The sequence below is a fragment of the Agarivorans sp. MS3-6 genome (assembly GCF_054112545.1).
Genome location: NZ_CM134202.1, coordinates 4,026,512 through 4,043,618, shown reverse-complemented (window position 1 = coordinate 4,043,618; position 17,107 = coordinate 4,026,512). Strand labels below are relative to the sequence as shown.

General features: G+C 43.7%; 15 protein-coding genes. All 15 read right to left on the bottom strand.

What is annotated here, in order from left to right; all coding sequences use genetic code 11:
- Positions 1–2: 2 nt before the first annotated feature.
- The 15 genes from dnaE to tsf all read right to left on the bottom strand — a co-directional run bounded on the left by dnaE (position 3) and on the right by tsf (position 17,051).
- Complete coding sequence (gene dnaE / locus ACVFI8_RS18640) at positions 3–3,428, bottom strand: DNA polymerase III subunit alpha (RefSeq protein ID WP_457872278.1); 3,426 nt, start codon at positions 3,426–3,428, stop codon at positions 3–5.
- Between the two features lie 62 nt (positions 3,429–3,490).
- Entirely contained in the window at positions 3,491–4,087 is a 597-nt protein-coding gene (rnhB, locus tag ACVFI8_RS18635) for a ribonuclease HII (RefSeq protein WP_457872277.1), read from the bottom strand.
- 39 nt (positions 4,088–4,126) lie between these two features.
- Complete coding sequence (gene lpxB / locus ACVFI8_RS18630) at positions 4,127–5,269, bottom strand: lipid-A-disaccharide synthase (protein ID WP_457872275.1); 1,143 nt, start codon at positions 5,267–5,269, stop codon at positions 4,127–4,129.
- Positions 5,269–6,057, bottom strand: a complete 789-nt coding sequence (lpxA, locus tag ACVFI8_RS18625; protein ID WP_457872273.1) for an acyl-ACP--UDP-N-acetylglucosamine O-acyltransferase — start codon at positions 6,055–6,057, stop codon at positions 5,269–5,271. The genes lpxB and lpxA overlap by 1 nt, the downstream gene beginning before the upstream one ends.
- 12 nt (positions 6,058–6,069) lie before the next feature.
- Positions 6,070–6,525, bottom strand: a complete 456-nt coding sequence (fabZ, locus tag ACVFI8_RS18620) for a 3-hydroxyacyl-ACP dehydratase FabZ (protein ID WP_248712094.1) — start codon at positions 6,523–6,525, stop codon at positions 6,070–6,072.
- 14 nt (positions 6,526–6,539) lie between these two features.
- Positions 6,540–7,565 (bottom strand): UDP-3-O-(3-hydroxymyristoyl)glucosamine N-acyltransferase, encoded by a 1,026-nt coding sequence (gene lpxD, locus ACVFI8_RS18615; RefSeq protein ID WP_457872270.1) that lies wholly within the window; start codon positions 7,563–7,565, stop codon positions 6,540–6,542.
- A gap of 2 nt (positions 7,566–7,567) precedes the next feature.
- On the bottom strand, positions 7,568–8,077 hold the full coding sequence (locus ACVFI8_RS18610) for an OmpH/Skp family outer membrane protein (protein ID WP_248712096.1): 510 nt from the start codon (positions 8,075–8,077) through the stop codon (positions 7,568–7,570).
- Between the two features lie 22 nt (positions 8,078–8,099).
- Complete coding sequence (gene bamA / locus ACVFI8_RS18605) at positions 8,100–10,529, bottom strand: outer membrane protein assembly factor BamA (protein WP_248712097.1); 2,430 nt, start codon at positions 10,527–10,529, stop codon at positions 8,100–8,102.
- 26 nt (positions 10,530–10,555) lie between these two features.
- Positions 10,556–11,908, bottom strand: coding sequence for a sigma E protease regulator RseP (gene rseP, locus ACVFI8_RS18600; RefSeq protein WP_457872268.1), 1,353 nt, complete (start codon positions 11,906–11,908; stop codon positions 10,556–10,558).
- A complete protein-coding gene (ispC, locus tag ACVFI8_RS18595; protein WP_457872267.1) occupies positions 11,905–13,107 on the bottom strand; it encodes a 1-deoxy-D-xylulose-5-phosphate reductoisomerase in 1,203 nt (400 codons plus the stop codon). The genes rseP and ispC overlap by 4 nt, the downstream gene beginning before the upstream one ends.
- Before the next feature lie 6 nt (positions 13,108–13,113).
- The gene (locus ACVFI8_RS18590) at positions 13,114–13,956 is read right to left on the bottom strand and encodes a phosphatidate cytidylyltransferase (RefSeq protein WP_248712100.1); all 843 of its coding nucleotides are present in this window, start codon (positions 13,954–13,956) and stop codon (positions 13,114–13,116) included.
- A complete protein-coding gene (locus ACVFI8_RS18585) occupies positions 13,949–14,740 on the bottom strand; it encodes an isoprenyl transferase (protein ID WP_248712101.1) in 792 nt (263 codons plus the stop codon). Before ACVFI8_RS18585 ends, ACVFI8_RS18590 begins: the two co-directional genes overlap by 8 nt.
- 68 nt (positions 14,741–14,808) lie before the next feature.
- A complete protein-coding gene (gene frr, locus ACVFI8_RS18580; RefSeq protein WP_248712102.1) occupies positions 14,809–15,366 on the bottom strand; it encodes a ribosome recycling factor in 558 nt (185 codons plus the stop codon).
- Positions 15,367–15,377: 11 nt separating this feature from the next.
- The gene (pyrH, locus tag ACVFI8_RS18575) at positions 15,378–16,127 is read right to left on the bottom strand and encodes a UMP kinase (protein ID WP_248712103.1); all 750 of its coding nucleotides are present in this window, start codon (positions 16,125–16,127) and stop codon (positions 15,378–15,380) included.
- Positions 16,128–16,202: 75 nt separating this feature from the next.
- On the bottom strand, positions 16,203–17,051 hold the full coding sequence (tsf, locus tag ACVFI8_RS18570; protein ID WP_248712104.1) for a translation elongation factor Ts: 849 nt from the start codon (positions 17,049–17,051) through the stop codon (positions 16,203–16,205).
- Positions 17,052–17,107: the final 56 nt, after the last annotated feature.

Genomic DNA, 17,107 nt, shown 5'->3' with positions numbered 1-17,107 from the left:
TCTTAATTAAATTCTAGGGTGACTTGCTGTTGTCCCAACAATTGGGTCAACGCCTCTATTAAATCTTCACTTGGCGTAATTCGCCAATCTGTACCTAAGCTTAACATGCCACTGGCATGATCGCCTTCATAACTTATCGTCACTGGACAGGTACCGGCACGATATGGCTCTATAACCTTATAAAATCGTTGCCAAAATAATTCGTCAAGCTGGTCTCGACACATACTCAAGCGTAGCTTCTTTAACCAACGTTCACGCGCTGTCGATAAGTCCATAACCTCTCGAGCAGTCATTTTAATGCCTCCAGAGAAATCATCAACGCTGACCTGCCCTTGAATGACCAACATGCGATCTTTTTCAAGTAGTTCTTGGTAAGTATCAAAGGCTTCACTAAAAAACATGATATCTAGACGGGCACTTCTATCATCCAATTGGATAATACCCATCTTAGCACCCCGCTTAGTCATCATTACGCGGGTAGACAATACTAAACCAGCTACGGTAGAGGTAGTGTCCCGACCAGTTGGGCGAATATCTACTAAGCGGCCCGTTGTATAATGACGAAACTCTTTTAAATAGCGGTTTACTGGGTGACCCGTTAAATATAGGCCTAGCGTTTCTTTCTCTCCCTCTAGCCAGACTTTTTCAGTCCATTTGTCTTGCTCAACAAAACTTGGCCGAGTGTCATCCTCTACTGACAATACGCCAAATAAGTCTTCTTGCCCACGAGCCGAAGCTTGAGCCTGCTGAGAGGCCGCTTGCATCGCTGAAGGTAAAGTAGCCATCAGTGCAGCTCGGTGAGGACCCAACTTATCCATAGCGCCAGCCATGATGAGCTTTTCGATCACTCGGCGATTGATTTTTTTAAGATCTAAACGACAGCAAAAATCAAACAAATCGATAAATGGGCCAGATTTTCTTGCCGCTAAAATAGCGTCAATAGGCCCCTCTCCGACGCCTTTGATGGCACCAATACCGTAAACAATTTCTTCATCAGAATTCACCGAGAACTTGAACAACCCTGCGTTAACATCAGGCGGAACAAGCTTCAACTTCATGTTGCTACATTCGTCAACCAAGGTAACAATCTTATCGGTGTTATCCATATCGGCAGACATTACCGCAGCCATAAAATACGCAGGGTAATGAGTCTTCATCCACAGCGTTTGATAAGATACTAATGCATAGGCGGCTGAGTGGGATTTGTTAAAACCGTAGCCTGCAAATTTTTCAACTAAATCAAAAATCTTCATAGCCAACTCACCGTCGACATTATTTTTGATAGCACCTTCTTCAAATACCGCACGCTGCTTGGCCATTTCTTCAGGTTTCTTCTTACCCATTGCGCGGCGTAACATGTCTGCACCGCCAAGAGTATAACCCGCTAGGACCTGAGCAATTTGCATCACTTGCTCTTGATAAAGAATGATCCCGTAAGTAGGTTCAAGAATAGGCTGTAGGCTATCGTGTTGCCATTTTTCATCTGGGTAAGACACCGCCTCGCGGCCGTGCTTACGTTCAATAAAGTTATCTACCATACCTGATTGCAAAGGACCTGGACGGAACAAAGCAACTAATGCAATCATGTCTTCAAAACAATCTGGCTTAAGCCGCTTAATCAGATCTTTCATGCCGCGCGATTCCAGCTGGAATACAGCGGTGGTTTTACAATCTTGTAATAGCCTGAAAGATTTTTGATCGGTGGTTGAAATAGCCGCAATATCAATCGGCGGTTCACCTTTGGCCGCAAGCACCGGATTTAACATATCCAGTGCCCATTGGATAATGGTTAAGGTACGTAAGCCAAGGAAGTCGAACTTAACAAGACCGGCGTACTCCACATCATTTTTATCAAACTGAGTAACAGGGTTTTTACCCTCTGCATCACAATACAAGGGAGCAAAGTCAGTAATAGTAGTGGGCGATATAACCACCCCTCCCGCGTGTTTACCAGCATTACGGGTAACCCCTTCAAGTATCCTAGCCATATCGATCAGTTCGCGAACTTCTTGATCACTATCGTAAAGTTCAGGTAATCGCGGTTCGGCCTCAAAGGCTTTTTCCAAGGTCATGCCTGGATCAGGAGGGATCAATTTTGATATACGGTCAACAAAACCATAAGGCTGCCCAAGCACCCTACCCACATCCCGAACCACCGCTTTAGCGGCCATGGTACCAAAAGTGATGATTTGTGATACCGCATCGCGACCATACAGCTCTGCGACGTGGTCAATCACCTCGTCTCGGCGATCCATGCAAAAGTCGACGTCGAAATCGGGCATGGAAACCCGCTCTGGGTTCAAAAAGCGTTCAAACAGTAAGTCGTATTCAAGCGGATCGAGGTCTGTAATTTTTTGTGCATACGCTACCAACGACCCTGCACCTGAGCCGCGACCGGGCCCCACCGGAATATTATTATCTTTACTCCACTGAATAAATTCCATTACGATTAGGAAGTACCCTGGGAAACCCATTTGGTTGATAACATCTAGCTCAATTTGTAGACGTTCATCATATTCAGGCCGTCGCTTCGCGCGCTCTTCGGGATCAGGAAATAGAAACTCCAAACGCTCTTCTAGGCCATCCCAGGATACCTTACAAAAAAACTCTTCAATTGGCAGCCCATCTGTGGGGAAGTCGGGTAAGAAGTATTCTCCCAAGCGAACGGTAACATTACACCGCTTGGCAATTTCTACTGAGTTTTGTAACGCTTCAGGGATATCTGCAAACAAGTTCTGCATTTCTTGTTCGCTACGTAAGTATTGCTGAGCACTATATTTTTTAGGCCGGCGATTGTCATCCATGCCAAAACCATCATGAATAGCCACTCTCACTTCATGAGGTTGAAATTGGTCTTCTTCCAAAAAGACGACTTCATTAGTTGCGACAACAGGGAGTTGTTGCTGAGCAGCTAGTTCAACTGCCATATGTAAATAATTTTCTTCGTCAGGGCGACCGGTGCGTATCAATTCCAAAAAATAATTATCGGCGAAATACTGTTGATAAAAGCGTAGGCAGCGTTCAACTAATACTGCATTTCCCTTGAGTAAAGCTTTACCTACATCACCATGGCGCGCGCCGGATAATACGATCACCCCTTCGGCATGTTCGCTTAACCACTGCTTATCAATAACCGGTCTACCTTGCAGCTGGCCCCGTAAGTATGCGCGTGATATCAGCATAGTTATATTTTGATAGCCTTGATTATCAACGGCTAACAGGGTTAAACGAAAGTGGTCATCAGCAAACTCTTCAGACTTGACGAAGAAGTCACAGCCAATAATCGGTTTTATACCTCGGTTATGCGCTTCGCCATAAAACTTTACTAAACCACAAAAGTTAGTCTGATCGGTGAGAGCAATAGCTGGCATATTTAGCTCTGCGGCTTTGGCAATAATAGGTTTAACTTTCTTCAGACCATCGATCATTGAAAAGTCCGAATGAACCCTTAAATGGATAAACGCAGGAGATTGAGAAGGCTCTGACAAAGTTAAAGTTCTCCCAAAACACGTTGAACCGGTTTAAAGCTACGGCGATGCTCGGCGATAGGCCCATGCTTAGCTAACATTTCTAAATGCACTGCGGTTGGATAACCTTTATGTTTCGCAAATTGGTAAGCGGGGTGACGACGGTCAAGCTCTGCCATTTCCTGGTCACGGGCAACTTTAGCGATAATTGAGGCGGCACTTATCTCAGCGACCAAGCCATCGCCTTTGACTATAGCTTGACAAGGTATCGATAAGCTTGGCTCACGATTGCCATCAATCAGGGCGAAGTCTGGAACAATACTTAATGCTTCGACAGCCCGAGACATTGCCAGCATGGTGGCATGCAATATATTTAATTGATCAATCTCTTGCGGATTGGCTCGGCCCAGCGCCCAACACAATGCATTGCTCTTAATTTGTTCGGCTAAAACAATACGTTTTTTCTCCGAAAGCTTTTTAGAGTCGTTCAAACCACTAATGGGTTTATTGGGGTCCAATATTACCGCGGCGGTAACTACATCGCCCACCAGTGGACCACGACCGACTTCATCAACACCAGCGAATAAACAAAAACCAGAGGGGTAGATAAACTGTGTCATCACTAACTCCAATGAAGGACAAATATGACTAGTGAATAACTAGCTATTTATTACATCGATAACAGCCTGAGCGGCCTTTTGGTCAGCATTACAACGGATCTGCTGATGCAAGAGAGAGAACTGTTCGAGCAACTTGCTGTTGTCACTTCTCAGCAGGCGACTAATTTCAGCTACAATATTATCGCTAGTACAATCTTCTTGTACATACTCTTTAACAATCATCTCATCAGCCAATAAATTGGGTAACGCGGCAAACTTAGCGTTCACGATCATTTTGGCGATACGATATGTAAGCGGCTTGAAGCGGTATGCAACAACCATCGGACGTTTTACTAACATTGCCTCGAGAGTTGCAGTGCCAGAAGCAAGTAAAATAGCGTCGGCGGCGGTCATCACTGCTCGAGCATGTCCATCTACGATTTTTATATCCAGCTCAGGTGCATGCTCTTGAATTAAAGCCTCAAATTGTTCTCGGCGGCGTTGATTAACCAGTGGCGCCACTAATTGTAAACCGGGAAAACGCTTAACTAACTGCCTTGCAGACTCTAAAAATACAGGGCTTAATAAGCCTACTTCCGCGTGTCGGCTGCCAGGAAGAATCGCCAATACTTTTTGCTTGGCATTTAAGCCCAGCAGTTCGATGGCTGGCAATTGTGGATTAACCATCGGTACTTGATCTGCCAAAGTATGACCCACAAATTCACAAGGAACCTCAAAGCGATCATAGAAGGCCTTTTCAAAAGGCAAAAAGACCAATATTTTGTTGCAGCCTTCTTTAATTTTGAACACCCGCTTTTGCTTCCAAGCCCACACTGAAGGGCTAACATAATGGACTGTTTTGATCCCATTAGCATGCAACTTATGCTCAACCCCCAAGTTGAAGTCAGGAGCATCGATACCAATATAAACATCAGGAGGGGAATTCAAGTAGTGTTGTAGGATCTGCTTGCGTATCTTGAGGATCCTTGGCAACCGGCCTAATACTTCAACTAAGCCCATTACCGAAAGCTCTTCCATATCGAACAACGCTTCACAGCCTTGCTCTTGCATCAAAGGGCCAGCAATACCTGAAAACCGAGCGTTCGGATAGTGTTGTTTAAGAGCGGTGATTAAACCTGCACCTAAAATATCGCCGGAGACTTCCCCGGCGACGATGGCAATATGCAAATTGGCTTGCACCATTAGCGAACAATACCCCTACCATTCTCTTTCAAAAAGTCAGCGAATAATTTAACTTCAGGAAACTGCTCAGCTGACAACTCAATTTGAGTCAAGGCCTCATCCAAGGTGTTACCACTGCGATATAGAGTCTTGTAAGCTTGACGAATCGCCTTAATCGCATCTTTACTAAAACCCCGGCGTAACAAGCCTTCGGTGTTAACAGCAACCGGACGAGCGTAGTTACCCACTGCCATCACATAAGGGGGGACATCTTTATTAACCGCGGCACAGCCGCCGATAAAGGCATAAGAACCGACTTTACCGAACTGATGAATAGCCGCTTGACCACCAAAGATAACATTATCTCCAATAGTAACGTGGCCTGCTAAAGTAGCATTATTAGCAAAAATACAACCGTTACCCACTACACAGTCATGAGCTACATGAGCGTTAATCATAAATAAACAGTTATTGCCTATTTTGGTTACGCTGTTATCTTGAGCGGTTCCACGATGAATGGTTACGCTTTCTCGGATAGTGTTGTTATCGCCAATTTCCAAATAGGTTTCTTCGCCAGCATATTTAAGATCCTGACAATCCTCACCCACCGACGCAAACTGATAGATGCGATTATTGTTGCCAATTTTAGAGTGACCTTTAATAACGACATGTGAAGCAATTTGACAATTTTCACCTATTTGAACTTCACCGCGAATAATAGTAAAAGCGCCTACGGTAGTGTTGGCACCAATGCTAACATTACCTTCAATGATCGCTGTGGGGTGTATACTAGCCGAGCTATCAATCATAACGTTTTCCACCTACTTATAGGCTCTGCGGGCGCACATAATTTCGGCACTACAGACTATTTCATCTTCTACTTTGGCAACACAGTTGAACTTGCCAACCCCGCGACGATCTCGCAATAATTCTACCTCTAGGTGTAAAACATCACCTGGACCTACTGGTTTCTTAAAGCGCGCATTATCAATACCCGCGAAAAAATACAATTCATTCTCGCTAGGTTTAGTGGTTGATTTAAATGCCAAAATACCGGTACATTGCGCCAAAGCTTCCAGAATGAGAACACCAGGAAATACCGGTTGTTGTGGAAAGTGCCCAGTAAAAAAAGGTTCGTTAAAGGTCACGTTTTTTACCGCATGTAAGGTTTTGCCTATTTCAAAATCTAGTACACGGTCAACTAATAGGAACGGGTACCTATGTGGCAACAATTCCATAATATCTTGAATTTCTAAGCGATTAAGTTCTTTAGTCAAAATGTGTTCCTAGGTTAATCCTGAACGGAGCTTTTATTTCGCTCCAAGCTAACAATTCTTTTGTGCATCTCATCAATTTGAGAGAGCCGAGCCATGGATTTACGCCACTTTCGATTGGCTTGAATCGGCATACCCGATGAGAACACCCCTGCCTCAGTGATAGATTTAGTCACCATTGAGTTGCCCGTTAGAGTGACCTGATCGCAGATACTAATATGCCCATTGATAGCCACGCCACCGCCAATTATGCAGTAACGTCCTATTTTAGTACTTCCGGCAATACCTGTTGTCCCAGCGATGGCTGTACCACCGCCAATAGTTACGTTGTGAGCAATGTGTACCTGATTATCAATGATCACATTTGACTCTATAACTGTATTATCTAAGGCACCGCGGTCTATTGACACTGATGCGCCTATTTCGACATTATCGCCGATAATCACCGAGCCAACTTGAGGAATTTTTATCCACTGGCCCTGCTTATTAGCATAGCCAAAACCATCACAACCAATCACGGTATTACTTTGTATTAAACAACGAGCACCAATTTCTACCCGGTGATAAATGCTGCAATTAGCCCAAAGTTTAGTGCTGTCGCCAATAACGGCTTGTTTACCAATGAAACAACCTGCTCCTATTTGAACCCCATCACCTAGCTTAACACCATCTTCGATTACCGCATTGGGGCCAATAGCGACACCACTACCTAGAACAACGTCTTTACCGATAACGGCGCTTTCAGCGATGCCATTAGCACAACGAGGTGTTGTATCTAACAATTGCGCTAACAAAGCATAGCTGACATAAGGGTCTTCACTAATTAGCACATTACCACTAAAAAGCGCCGCGTCCGCTTTGTTTAAAATCAGTGCGCTAGCCTTACAAGCCGCTAACAAAGGCTTGTATTTAGCATTTGTTAAAAAGCTAATTTCTTGATCAGCAGCGTGTTCAAACGGAGCGATACGTTTAATCGTTTGCTCAGTGTCACCTTTAATAGTAAGGCCAAGTTGCTCTGCAATTTGGCCAAGACTTAAAGACATAATTACTTACTCTTACTAACTTGTTGAACCACTAACTTAGTAATATCGAGAGCCTCTGATGCATAAGCCGTAGCGTCTAAAGGTAATACTAAATCGTAGCCTTGAGATTTAGATACTTCAACCACAGCGTCCTGAACTTTAACCATCAATTTCTGCTGTTCTTCAGCACCACGGCGACGTTGATCTTCTTCTAAGTTTTTACGCTTTAACTTGTACTCAGCTTGCATAGTCTCGAGCTGACGGGTTATTTTGGTCACTTCTTGTTGACCAAGCAACTCACCATCTTTTTCACGTTTGTCGAACAAACGTTGCATTTCAGCTTCCAAACCACGCACTTCTTGGACTCTCACTTCAAATTCATCTTTCAGGGTTTTCTGTAAAGTATCGCGTTGTGGTAGTTGCTGAAAAACTTCAGCAATATTAATAACAGCAATTTTAGTCTCAGCTAATACAGCAAAGCTCGGTGCCATAATGGTTGCAGCTAGGGCAACAGAAGCAATTAGTTTTTTCAAAAGTTTTCTCCTAAATCAAGAATTAAAATGTTTGGCCAATATTGAATGAGAAAGTCTCGGAACGATCTCCTTCGTAGCTTTTTATTGGTTTAGCAAATGAGAACACCAGTGGACCCATTGGCGAAAGCCATTGAATAGCAACCCCCACTGATACTCGAATCCTATCTGGGGAAGAATAATCCCCGAAACGGTCACAACGGCTAATACATTGCATTTGGTTATATTGTTCAAAATCAAACTCGGTATCCCATACTGTACCGAAATCTACGAATGCAGTTGTACGGACCTGTCGAATATACGCTTCATCTAAAAACGGAGTGGGGAAAATAAGCTCGGCGCTGCCCACCGCTAAGGCATTACCACCTACAGAGTCATCTGATGCTGTCACATAAGAACTACCATTAGCATCAACAATATAAAGAGCTCGAGGTCCTACGGTGTTAGAACGGAAGCCACGTAACGTTGAATAGCCACCGGCATAAAAATTCTCAAAAAACGGCAAGATTTGATCATTGCCCTCAATTTGTCCGTAACCATTACCATAACCCAACTTACCACGAACAGTAAAAGCCCAATCATGGTTAGTGGTAATAGGGAAGAAATGGCGGGTGTCAAAACTCATTTTAAAATACTGTACATCCGAACCCGGTACGGTGATCTTTGTATCGAATTTTTGCGAAGAACCCGCCGTTGGCATCGAGCCATTGTTTAACGAGTTTCTCGTCCAACCAAACGTCGTATCTAAGGACTGAAAAGTTAATGAGCCATCGTCATTACGGTGTGGTGAGTAAATATCCCAAAATTGCTGAATTTGTGCGTAAGCATTTAATTGAGAAATCTTATTTTGTTCTAAACCTAGACTTGCGCTTAAACGGTTATATTCATTAACTGGAAAACCTAGCGTGCCACGTAGGCCAATGGTTTCGTTGTTATAATCAACAATATCTGCCTTTGAGGCTTCAAAATCCGTGTAATAAAAACGTCCACCAAAACTGACGCCATCTTTAGTGAAATAAGGGTCGTTAAAATTCACATCAAAGTTTTTAGAGTATTTGTTGGTACTAACGTTAATACCGGCCCGATTGCCCGAGCCTAAAAAGTTATCTTGCTGTACCCCTGCCGATAAACTTAAGCCAGACTCTGTACCAAAGCCAACCCCTGCATTAAACGAGCCTGAAGGTTGCTCTTTTACCACAAAATTTATGTCTACTTGGTCTTGCGACCCCGGTATTTTGACGGTCTCGACATCGACGGTTTCAAAAAAGCCAAGTCGACTTAAACGAGAGCGAGACTGCTCGACCAAGCGACTGGATAACCAAGTGCCTTCCATTTGGCGCATTTCTCGGCGCAACACTTCATCTTTGGTAATGGTATTACCGCTAACATTGATTCTTCGAACATACACACGGCTACCAGGATCAACGTTAACATTTAGAACCACCGTTTTGTCTTCATCATTAATCACGGGGAACACACTAACTTGCGGGTACGCATAACCGTAGCGACCTAGAAACTTGGAAAGAATTTCTTCTGTCTTGGTCACTTCGGCGCCACTGTAAACATCGCCAGACTTAATACTGACAAGCCCATTCAGCTCTGCACTCTTATCGAGTAAGTTGCCCGCTAACTCAACTTTTTCCACGCGATAAATGTCGCCTTCGTCAACATTGATTGTAATGTAGATGCCTTTTTTATCTGGCGTTAGCGCTACCTGAGTTGAATCGACTTTAAAGCGAATATAACCACGATCATAGTAAAAGCTATTGATGGTCTCCAAGTCGCCCGCTAGTTTTTGCTTTTGATACTTCTGATCGGCTAATACATTCCACCATGGGGCACGATCGGTGAGGGTCATACGTTTAATTAACTCACCAGACGAAAACTGTTGATTACCAATAACATTTATCTGTTGAATTTCGGCTGATAGACCTTCTTGGAAGTTAAACTTTAAATCGACTCGATTACGCGGTAACGGCGTGACAATCGATGTCACTCGTGCGCTATATTTACCCACACTGTAATAAAAATCTTCTAAGCTTTTTTCAATGTTTCGTAGATTAGTCTTGTCTAACGGCTCACCTATTTTAATCCCTGAGGAGCGCAGCGACTCTTCAAGTTGCTCGGTTTTAATATCCTTATTGCCTGAATACTCGATACTGCTTACTGTGGGTCGTTCAAGAACTTTAAACACCAAGGCATCACCATCACGGTACACTTGAACATCTTCGAAGTTGCCACTTTTGTACAAACGTTTAATGCTGGTGCTAATTTGGCCGCTGTCTACATCATCTCCCACTCGAAGCGGGATCTGTAATAATGCTGCACCCAGAGAAACTCTTTGTAGGCCCTCGATACGAATATCAGCCACAGTGAACGCTGTTTTACTTTCAGCAAAAGAAGACCCTGCGAGACAAGCCAGAAAAAGTCCAACTACCAACTGCATTTTGAACATAAGAAAATAAAACGTCCTATTAATTGTTATAAGCGCATAAAGTCATTAAATACGGCTAATGTCATTAGAGCCATAACTAATACTGCACCAATCCTAAATCCTATCTCTTGCACTCGCTCTGAGACAGGTTTGCCCGTTACTGCTTCAACAGCAAAAAAGACTAAATGACCACCGTCTAAGACCGGCAATGGAAATAAGTTTATAATGCCCAAATTAATACTAACTAACGCGATAAAGCCTAAAAAATAGACTAAGCCATAATCGGCTGTTGCACCTGCGCCTTTAGCGATGGATATTGGACCGCTAAGGTTATCTAAAGAAACTACCCCTGTCACCAATTTACCTATCATAGAAACAGTCAATTTGCTTAAATGCCAAGTTCGTTCTAATGATTTGCCTATAGATTCAACAAAGCCGTAGTGTAAATCGATTCTATATTCTTCAGGGTACTCGGCAATTTCAGGTGCAAGGCCAACATAACCACTGGCATGACCTTGATAAACCCTAGATTCTGGAACCAATGTCAAACGCTGAGTTTGACCATCTCTTAAGACTTCTATTTCCATATCTTGCTCAGGTTTAGCCTGCACAACATCGACAAAGTCTTGCCATTGGTTGAGTGTGTTCCCATCTACAGCCAATAAACGGTCGCCTTTTTGTAAACCGGCGATGTCTGCCGGCTTACCATCAACCACCTGTGACACAGTGAGTGAAACCGCGGGTGAAAATGGCCTTAATCCTAAACTTAAAATCGGGCTTTGCTGCTCACTATCTAACTGCCAGTCGCGGGTATCTAGTTTGACGGTGGATAACAAAGAGGTTTGCGCATCTTTCACCGTCATTTCAATAGAGTCACTACCTAACTGACTCACTAGGACGAAGTTTACACTTTCCCAATCTAAGGTTCTTTCACCGGCAATTTCTATTATTTCTTGGCCTGCCACTAAACCACTTTGGCTAGCGACAGTTGATGGCGCCATTTCCCCTAAAACAGGTTTAACCGCTGGGACACCAATCACAAACATCAGCCAAAAAGCCATTATTGCCAATAGAAAGTTAGCCATCGGGCCTGCAGCGACTACTGCACTTCGCTGGCTTAAGCTTTTGTTATTAAATGCTTGAGCGCGCAACTCTGGGGCTACTTGAGCGACTCGCTCGTCGAGCATTTTTACGTACCCCCCCAAAGGGATTAACGCGACTACATACTCGGTGCCGTCTTTTGCAGTTTTACGCCATAAGGCTTTACCAAAACCAATAGAAAATCGTTCAACTTTTACACCACACCGTCTGGCTACCCAAAAATGACCAAACTCGTGGACAGTCACTAAGATGCCCAAAGCAATAACAAAAAATGTGGTATTCCAAATGATTTCGTTCATGCAAAGATCCTTTTAACTGCTGCATCGGCATGCATTCGCGCCCTCTTGTCGACCTCGAGTAAAACTGAAAGTTCAGTTTCCAAACCGATATAACTCAGTTTATCTAAACAACTGGCTACTACTTCTGCAATTTGGGTAAATTTTATACGCCCTGACAAAAAGGCAGCAACAGCTATTTCATTAGCGGCATTCAAACAGGTGGTCGCCGTTTGACTGTCATAACATGCATCAACAGCAAGCTTTAGACAAGGGTAACGCGCATAGTCAGGGGGAATGAAACTTAACTCGCCAATAGAAAAAAAGTCGAGCGGCTGAACCCCTGATACTTGTCGGTTTGGATAAGCCATCACGTGAGCGATAGGAGTGGCCATATCAGGTTCTCCCATTTGGGCTAAGACTGACCCATCGCAGTATTGAACCATAGAGTGAATAATAGATTGGGGATGAATGATGACATCAATTTGCTTAGGCTGAGTATTAAAGAGACGTTTGGCTTCGATATATTCCAGCCCCTTATTCATCATAGTGGCTGAATCAACCGAGATTTTTTTGCCCATCGACCAATTAGGGTGAGCACAAGCTTGCGCAGGCGTAACCGCAGATAAACTCGCTACATCACTATAACGAAATGGTCCACCAGAACCGGTTAACAAGATTTTACTGATTCCCGAATCAGCTAAGTCACAATGCCCAAGAGACTGTTGAATATTATCAGGCATACATTGAAAAATAGCGTTGTGTTCACTATCTACAGGAAGGATTCGGGCACCACTTTGGCGAGCAGCGTCCATAAAAATAGCGCCACTCATAACCAATGCTTCTTTATTAGCGAGCAATACGGTTTTGCCGGCCTTTACTGCCGCTAAAGTAGGGAGTAAGCCGGCAGCACCAACGATAGCGGCCATCACTAACTCAACCTCAGGCTCAACAGCTAGTTGAGCAATGGCATTTTGATCATTGAGCACCTCACACGATAACGCCAAATCGTGCACCATACGGCGCAATTGTTGATTACTCTCATCGTCAGCCATTACTGCATATTTAGGCGCAAACTCTCGGCAGATATCCACCATAGCAGCTACATTTTTACCGCCGGTCACACCATACAAAAAATAACTATTGGGGTTTTCGCGTAATACTTTTAAAGTGCTACAGCCTATTGAACCCGTAGCGCCCAGAATGACAAGGTTCTTACTCATACTCGCTTACATCCAGTGTAGGAAGAAGAACGCAAATACCGGCATTGCGGCGGTAAGACTATCAATTCGGTCTAGCAAACCGCCATGCCCAGGCAATAAAGTACCACTATCTTTAATACCGGCTTGACGCTTGAACATACTTTCAACCAAATCGCCAACGACTGAAGCCAACACGGTACAACAACTAGCAAGCAATAATATCAGCACCTTCCCTTCAGGGATGTCTAACAACAGCAACGCGGCGATAGTGACCAAACTTGCCACAGCAAACCCGCCGAGCAATCCTTCAATGGTTTTTTTAGGGCTAACATTTTTTGCCAGTTTTCTTTTACCAAAACGCTTGCCGGCAAAATAAGCGCCAGTATCAGCAGCCCAAACCAGCAGCATGACGTAAACAACCCACGCTCCACCCACCAAAGGGTTGCTCTGATCGATATTGCGAAGAAATACCAGCGACCAGAAAAAAGGCAAAAGGATAATGAGTCCAGAGACGATTTTGAAAGTAGTTAATTTACCCCAAATTGTGGCTGATTTTGGATAAGTAAAAAGCAATGCAATACTTCCTAACCAACAGGCGGCGGCTATCGATAACAGGACACTAAACCAAACTGAGTGACTGACGCCCTCTAGAGGAATTTGCCAAAGGCTGAGACCAAATACCAAGGTAAATACGACAAAGAAAGCGGCGCGTATTTTTGGTACATCGGAAACGATTCGAGCCCACTCCCTTGCAGCTAGTAATAGCACTACAGCAAACACCAATGCCAACGCTAATAGTGGCAGTTTGAAAATGGCAGCAAGCGCGAGTGGCGCTAATACCAGCGCGGTTATTATTCGTTGCTTAAGCAAAACTGTCCTCATTATATTGATTGTCTTTCAGCAGTTCCTGTACTTGTTCTCCGGTACAGCCGAATCGCCGTTCACGACTAACAAAGGTAGCCACTGCATCACCAAAAGCTTGCTCGTCAAAGTCTGGCCATAATACATCACAAAAACACAATTCAGAGTAAGCTGTTTGCCACAATAAAAAATTGCTAATACGGTGATCACCGCCAGTACGAATCAACAGGTCAACGTCACCAACAGTATCACAAGCCATAACATCAGAAATATGCTGCTCAGTTATATCTTCAGCTCGTAAACTGCCAGAGGCAACTTTTTGCGCCATTTGCTGAGTAGCATTTAATATATCCCACCTACCGCCGTAATTAGCAGCAATATTAAGAATTAGGCCGTCGTTAGCTGCTGTATCCTGCTCAGCTTGAATGATACGTTTTTGCAGTTTTTCACTGAAACGAGAAGTATCACCAATTATTCTTAGTTGTACATTATTGTTTTTCAGTTTTTTAACTTCGCGTTGCAAAACGGTTAAAAACAAATTCATTAAGCTTGACACTTCGTCTTCTGGCCGGCGCCAATTTTCACTGCTGAAAGCAAATAAAGTAAGAGACTTAATTTCAAGTTGCGTGGCGAAGCTCACTGAGCGACGAACGGCTTTAACACCGGCTTGATGGCCGAACATCCGAAGCTTACCGCGTTGCTGAGCCCAACGGCCATTGCCGTCCATGATAATAGCAACGTGTTTAGGCATTGCCTCTTTCATTGCTAATTGCAGTTCTTTGGGTAAAGTCATACTTACTACTCGTACTTACAAAAAAAAACCGTGTAACAAGACACGGCTATTTTTAACTCAAATAACGTTTAAACTTCCAGCAACTCAGCTTCTTTTACCGCGAGTGCAGCATCAACTAACTTAACCGAAGCGTCAGTGATTTTTTGAATGTCGTCTTGTGCTTTTCTATCGTCGTCTTCACCGATTTCTTTTTCTTTAAGTAAATCTTTAATGTCACCATTAGCATCACGACGAATGTTTCGAATTGCTACACGCGCCTGCTCTGCTTCAGCACGAACGATTTTGATCAAGTCGCGGCGGCGTTCTTCGGTAAGCATTGGCAACGGTATACGAATTAAGGTGCCAGCTGAAGAGGGGTTAAGACCTAAATCTGAACTCATGATCGCTTTTTCTACAGCACTAATTAAACTGGCGTCAAAGACTGTTACGGTTAGCGTTCTTGAATCTTCAGTAGATACGTTACCAACTTGTTTGAGCGGAGTATCGACACCGTAATAAGGCACCATGATGCCATCTAATAGACTGGTATGGGCTCTACCCGTTCTTACTTTAGACATTTGAGTCTTAAGCGACTCAATACTTTTGCTCATGCGAGTTTGAGCATCTTCTTTAATTGCATTAATCACGATAACTTTCCCTACTCTGTTTCAGCTTTATTCGATAAATGATGAATTGTGGTTCCTTCGTCATAACCCATAACAACATTTTTCAAGCTACCTGCTTTATTCATGTTAAACACACGAATTGGCAGGTTATGGTCACGAGCAAGTGTAAAGGCCGCAAGGTCCATCACTTTTAATTCTTTATCTAATACTTCGTTGTAATCTAGTTCGCTGTATAGCGTTGCACTAGGGTCTTTTACTGGGTCGGCAGTATATACACCATCAACTTTTGTCCCTTTTAGCACTGCTTCCGCCTCAATCTCGATGCCACGCAAACATGCAGCAGAGTCTGTAGTAAAAAACGGATTACCCGTACCGGCAGAAAAGATGACTACTTTCCCGGCTTTTAGATTGCTGATAGCATCAGCCCAGTTATAAGAATCACACACGCCGTTCAGCTCGATAGCTGACATAAGACGAGCATTTACAAAATTTCGGTGCAGCGCATCACGCATCGCCAAGCCGTTCATTACGGTTGCGAGCATACCCATGTGATCGCCAACTACGCGGTTCATACCTGCTTTCGCTAGGCCTTCGCCTCGAAACAGATTGCCACCACCAATAACTAAGCCAACTTGGATCCCTAGTTCAACCAACTCTTTTATTTCAAGAGCCATACGGTCGAGTACTTTAGGGTCAATACCAAAACCTTCGTCACCCATGAGGGCTTCACCTGAAAGTTTTAAAAGAATGCGGCGGTATGCAGGTTTAGGATTGGTGCTCATAGCGATGATATTCTCTCAATAATTACAATACAAGAAGGTTGCGGCATGATACCGCAACCTGAAGAACAACTAAAATTACTTTTTAGCTGCGGCGATTTGTGCAGCAACTTCTGCAGCAAAGTCTTCTTCTTTTTTCTCGATACCTTCGCCAACTTCTAAGCGAACAAAACCAGCAACCGTAGCGCCTTTCTCTTTCAAGATTGCACCAACAGTTTTCTTAGGTTCCATAATGAACGCTTGACCAGTTAACGAGATTTCACCGGTGAATTTCTTCATGCGGCCAGTAACCATCTTCTCAGCGATTTCAGCAGGCTTGCCTTCATTCATCGCGATTTCGATTTGAAGTTTTTTCTCTTTTTCAACAACATCAGCTGGAACGTCGTCAGGAGATAAAAACTCTGGCTTAGAAGCAGCAACGTGCATAGCAACGTGCTTAAGTGTCTCAGCGTCAGCTTCACCAGTTACAGCAACACCAATACGCTCACCGTGACGGTATGAAGCAATTGAAGCGCCGTCTAAGTATTCAACGCGACGAATTGAGATATTTTCACCGATTTTAGCCACTAACTGAACGCGCGCTTCTTCGAAATTAGCTTTCAAAGTGTCGATGTCAGTTTTTTCTGCAGCAGCAGCTTCAGCAACTTTTTCAGCAAAAGCGGTAAAGTTAGCATCTTTAGCCACGAAATCTGTTTGACAGTTCACTTCTAACAAGGCAGCAAAACCAGCGCCTTCTTTAATGATAATTGCACCATCAGCAGCAATGTTACCTGCTTTTTTAGCCGCTTTAGCAGCGCCACTTTTACGCATATTATCAATCGCTAACTCGATGTCACCATCAGTTTCAGTCAACGCTTTTTTACAATCCATCATGCCTGCGCCAGTGCGGTCGCGCAGTTCTTTTACTAGGGCAGCAGTAATTGCCATTTGTTTGATCCTCGATTAATTATCGGATAAAACTCAGGGGACAAGCTTGCCCCCTG